Genomic DNA, 4929 nt, shown 5'->3' on the forward strand with positions numbered 1-4929 from the left:
CCCGCGGCGCCGGCCGCGCGACCTCCGAGGCCGCCCGGGGAGGGCCGCCAGGGCCGGCCCCGCGCCGAGGCAGGTGCAGCCCGGCCGCGCCGCGTGGCCAATCCGCTGCCGCCGATTACGTTCCCCGAGGCGCTGCCGGTGTCGGCCCGCCGCGAGGAGATCGCGCAGGCGCTGCTGGCCAGCCAGGTAGTGATCGTCTCGGGCGAGACCGGCTCCGGCAAGACCACGCAGCTGCCCAAGATCTGCCTGTCGATCGGGCGCGGCCCGGGCGCGGACGGCGGCGGCGGCCTGATCGGCCACACCCAGCCGCGGCGTATTGCCGCCACCTCCACCGCCAAGCGCATCGCGCAGGAGATCGGCACGCCGCTGGGCGAGCACGTGGGCTACCAGGTGCGTTTCAACGACACCATGTCGCCGGGTGCCTCGGTCAAGCTGATGACCGACGGTATCCTGCTGGCCGAGACGCAGAACGATCCGCTGCTGCGGGCCTACGACACCATCATCATCGACGAGGCGCACGAACGCAGCCTCAATATCGATTTCCTGATCGGCTACCTGAGGGAGATCCTGCCGAAGCGGCCGGACCTCAAGCTGATCATCACCTCGGCCACCATCGACGCCAACCGCTTCGCCGAGCATTTCGCGCAGGGCGGCAAGCCGGCGCCGGTGATCGAGGTGAGCGGGCGCCTGTATCCGGTCGAAATCCGCTACCGGCCGATCGAGAAGGACAAGGCGGCGCCGGGCGAGGGTGCGCCCAAGGCGGCGCAGGGCAAGGACCGCGACCTGTTCGACGGCATCGTCGAGGCCGTGGACGAGCTCTGCCGGCTCGGCCCCGGCGACGTGCTGGTGTTCCTGCCCGGCGAGCGCGAGATCCGCGAGGCCGCGGAGGCGCTGCGCAAGCACCATCCGCCGCATACCGAGATCCTGCCGCTGTTCGCGCGCCTGTCGGTGCAGGAGCAGGAGCGTGTGTTCCGGCCCTCCAATGCACGCCGCATCGTGCTGGCCACCAATGTGGCCGAGACCTCGCTGACCGTGCCGGGCATCCGCTATGTGGTGGATACCGGGATGGCGCGGGTCAAGCGCTATTCCTATCGCAACAAGGTCGAGCAGCTGCAGATCGAGGCGATCTCGCAGGCCGCCGCCAACCAGCGTGCCGGCCGTTGCGGCCGGGTCGCCGACGGCGTATGCATCCGGCTCTACGAGGAAGCGGATTTCGTCGGCCGCGCGCGCTTTACCGATCCGGAAATCCTGCGCTCCTCGCTGGCCGCGGTCATCCTGCGCATGAAGGCGCTCAAGCTGACCGCGATCGAGGAGTTTCCCTTTATCGAGCCGCCGCTGGGTCGTGCCATTGCCGACGGCTACCAGCTGCTGCAGGAGCTGGGCGCGGTGGAGAGCGTGGGCGACGACGCCAACGCGCTGACCCAGACCGGCCGCCAGCTGGCTCGCCTGCCGCTGGACCCGCGCGTGGCCCGCATGATCCTGGCCGCGCGCGAGCACCAGTGCCTGCGCGAAGTGCTGATCATCGCCAGCGCGCTATCCGTACAGGACCCGCGCGACCGCCCGCAGGAGGCGCAGGAAGCGGCCGACCAGGCCCACCGCAAGTTCATGGACGAGAAGTCCGAGTTCCTGGGCTGGGTCAAGATGTGGCGCTGGTTCGAAGAGGCGGTGGCGCACAAGAAGACCAACCGCCAGCTGCAGGACCAGTGCCGCGCCAGCTTCCTCTCGCATGTGCGCCTGCGCGAATGGCGCGACGTGCATTCGCAGCTGCTGACCACGGTGACCGAGCAGGGCTGGCGCCTCAACGAGAGCGAGCCCACTTACGAGCAGGTCCACAAGGCGCTGCTGACCGGCCTGCTGGGCAATGTAGGCTGCAAGCTCGAAGAGGCCGACGGCCGCGGGCGCGAATACCTGGGCGCGCGCGGCATCAAGTTCCACCTGTGGCCCGGCTCGCTGATCGCGCGCAAGGTGGGCCGCTGGATCATCGGCGCCGAGCTGATCGAGACCAGCCGGCTGTTCGCGCGCACGCTGGCGCGCATCGAGCCGGAATGGCTCGAGCAGGTGGGCCGCCACCTGCTCAAGGTGAGCTGGAGCGATCCGCACTGGGAGAAGAAGTCCGGCCAGGTGATGGCCATGGAGCGCGCCACGCTGTACGGGCTGGTGGTCTACCAGCACCGCCGCGTGCACTACGGCCCGATGAACCCGGCGGAGGCGCGCGAGCTGTTTATCCGGCGCGGGCTGGTGGAAGGCGAGTTCGATACCAAATTGCCGTTCTTCGCGCACAACCAGCGCCTGACGCGCGAGATCGAGAACCTGGAGCACAAGTCGCGCCGGCAGGACGTGCTGGTGGACGACGAACTGATCTTCGCCTTCTATGACCGCCTGATCCCGGCGGAGATCCACCAGCAGGCCACCTTCGAGCAGTGGTACCAGACCGAAAGCGCACGTGACCGCAAGCTGCTCTACCTGAACCGCGAAGAGCTGATGCGGCATGAAGCGGCTGGCATTACCACGGACCTGTTCCCCAAGCTGATGCCAGTGGCGGGCGTGGATATGGCGCTGACCTATCACTTCGAGCCCGGCAGCCACCGCGACGGCGTGACGCTGACCGTGCCGCTGTATGCGCTCAACCAGGTGCGCCCGGAGCGGGCCGACTGGCTGGTGCCGGGCATGGTCAAGGAGAAGGTGCACCTGCTGCTCAAGTCACTGCCGCAGAAGCTGCGCCGGCATTGCGTGCCGCTGCCCGACTACGCCGCCGGCTTCGTGGAGCGCAGGCCGTTCGGCGAGGGCGAGCTGCTCGACGTGCTGATCGCCGATATCCGCGAGCAGACCGGCACCATGGTCAGGCGCGCGGACTTCAAGCTGGAGACGCTGCCGGCCCACCATGCGATGAACTTCAAGGTGGTGGACGAACATGGCCGCCAGCTCGACATGGGCCGTAACCTGGCGCAACTGCGCGCCGAGCTGGGCGGGCAGGCACAGCAGTCGTTCCAGAGCATCGCTGCGCAATCCGCGTCGCAGGCGCCGGCGGCCGAACCCGGCCAGTACGAAGGGCTGACCGGCTGGTCGTTCGGCGAGCTGCCGGAGCTGCTGGAAATCCGCAAGGGCAACCAGACGCTGTTCGGCTATCCGGCGCTGGTCGACCGCGGAGCGCATTGCGACGTGGAAGTGTTCGACGACCCGCAGGAAGCCGTGCGCGTGCATCACGTCGGCCTGCGCCGCCTGTTCGCGCTGCAATTGCGCGAGCAGGTGAAGTTCCTGGAAAAGAACATCCCCGGCCTGCAGCAGATGGCGATGCAGTACATGACGCTGGGCACGCAGGAAATGCTGCGCGACCAGATCGTGACGATGGCGCTCGAGCGCGCCTGCCTGCAGGCGCCGCTGCCGCGCAACGAGGCTGAGTTCGCCGCGCGCAAGGAGGAGGGGCGTTCGCGCCTGAACCTGCTGGCGCAGGAGATCGCCCGGCTGGTGGGCGCAGTGCTGGCCGAGTACGCCACGCTGCCGCGCAAGCTGATCCAGGCCAAGCCCTTCGCCGCGGCGCACGCCGATATGGAGGCGCAGCTGGCGCGGTTGATGGGTAAGCAGTTCGTGACCGATACGCCCTACCTGCAACTGGTGCATTTCCCGCGCTACCTGAAAGGCATCGCCATGCGCATCGACAAGATCAAGGGCGACCCGGCGCGCGACACCCAGCGCCTGCAGGAAATGACGCCGCTGCTGCAGCAGTGGCAGCGCGCCGAGAAGCAGTTGCGCCAGCAGGGCAGGGGCGTGGAGGATGCGCGCCTGGACGAGTTCCGCTGGATGCTGGAAGAACTGCGCGTGGCGCTGTTCGCGCAGGAGCTGCGCACGCCAGTGCCGATGTCGGTAAAGCGGCTGCAGAAGGTTTGGGAGGCGATGCAGAGGTGAGGGGGCTTGGTTTTGCGTGGCATGACAGGCCCACAGGCCCCCCAGCCCAGGCTCCCTGCCTCGGCTCGAAAGCCGGTCCACCACGCCCACCACGAAACCAGCGACGCCACGATGCCGTGGCCACCCGACCCGGTAACGGCAGATGCCCGAACAAGCAGTGCACCAGCGCCCAGGGGCATCACCACGAAACCAGCACCGCCCGCAGCCTAGCGGCCGCCCGAGCCGGTACCGGCAGATTCCAGCAGAACCGACACGCCCACCACGAATCCGCAAATCCCATAAACCCTGGATTCTTCTGCCCCTCCGGCCAGGAGTCCGCTTTCTTGGCCTACTTTCTTTTCGGACAAAAGAAAGTAGGTCGCGCCGGGGGCGCGAAAGCCTTTGACGTTGACGTTGACGTTGACTTTGACGTTGACGTTGACCTTGACGTCGACAACAGCCCCCAAAAATTCGCCAGGAACCCTCTGCCCCCCCGTCCCCTATCCCCCCACCCCGAGATTGTGACCAAATGTTAGTTTCTTGAGCTGCGTCATCGGATCAGGACCCGGAAACGTTAGAATGCTCGATTAAGTCATTGTTTAACGGTCTTATGCTCGCATTGCGTCGTGTAGTTTCCGGGTTTGCCTTGATCGGTACCCTGTCCCTGGGGATGGCAGCGGCGCCGGCCTCGGCAGAAGTGGTGGTGGTGCTCAATTCGGGTGACGCAACCGTCACGCTGATCGACAAGGACATGCAGAAGGTGCTCGAGACCTTCCCGGTCGGCAAGGAGCCCCATCACCTGATCGCCACGCCCGACGACAAATCGCTGATCGTCGCCAATGCAGTGGGCAATGACCTGGTCTTCCTCGACCCGGTCACGGGCAAGGTCCAGCAGCGCGTTCCCAATATCGACGATCCCTACCAGATCGGTTTCTCGCCCGACCAGAAATGGTTCCTGACCACCGGCAACCGCCTCGACCGGGTCGACCTGTACCGCTGGGACGGCAAGGCGCTGAAGATCGCCAAGCAATTGCCGCTGGCCAAGAC

General features: G+C 66.9%; 3 protein-coding genes. 2 read left to right on the plus strand and 1 reads right to left on the minus strand.

The genetic code is table 11. The annotated features are described in order from the left end of the window. The coding region (gene hrpA / locus AC1DO7_RS39355; protein ID WP_477117423.1) for an ATP-dependent RNA helicase HrpA at window positions 1–3903 on the plus strand (3903 nt) is incomplete at its 5' end. A gap of 206 nt (window positions 3904–4109) precedes the next feature. Here hrpA and AC1DO7_RS39360 read toward each other — a convergent pair. Further along, window positions 4110–4349 carry a hypothetical protein gene (locus AC1DO7_RS39360; protein WP_441623638.1) on the minus strand — a complete coding sequence of 80 codons (240 nt, stop codon included), beginning with the start codon at window positions 4347–4349 and terminating at the stop codon, window positions 4110–4112. Between the two features lie 143 nt (window positions 4350–4492). Between AC1DO7_RS39360 and AC1DO7_RS39365 the strand changes: the two genes are divergently transcribed. Further along, window positions 4493–4929 (plus strand): YVTN family beta-propeller repeat protein (locus AC1DO7_RS39365; RefSeq protein ID WP_477117424.1); only part of this gene is annotated, 437 nt, incomplete at its 3' end.

Source organism: Cupriavidus sp. 05N40 (genome assembly GCF_056397305.1).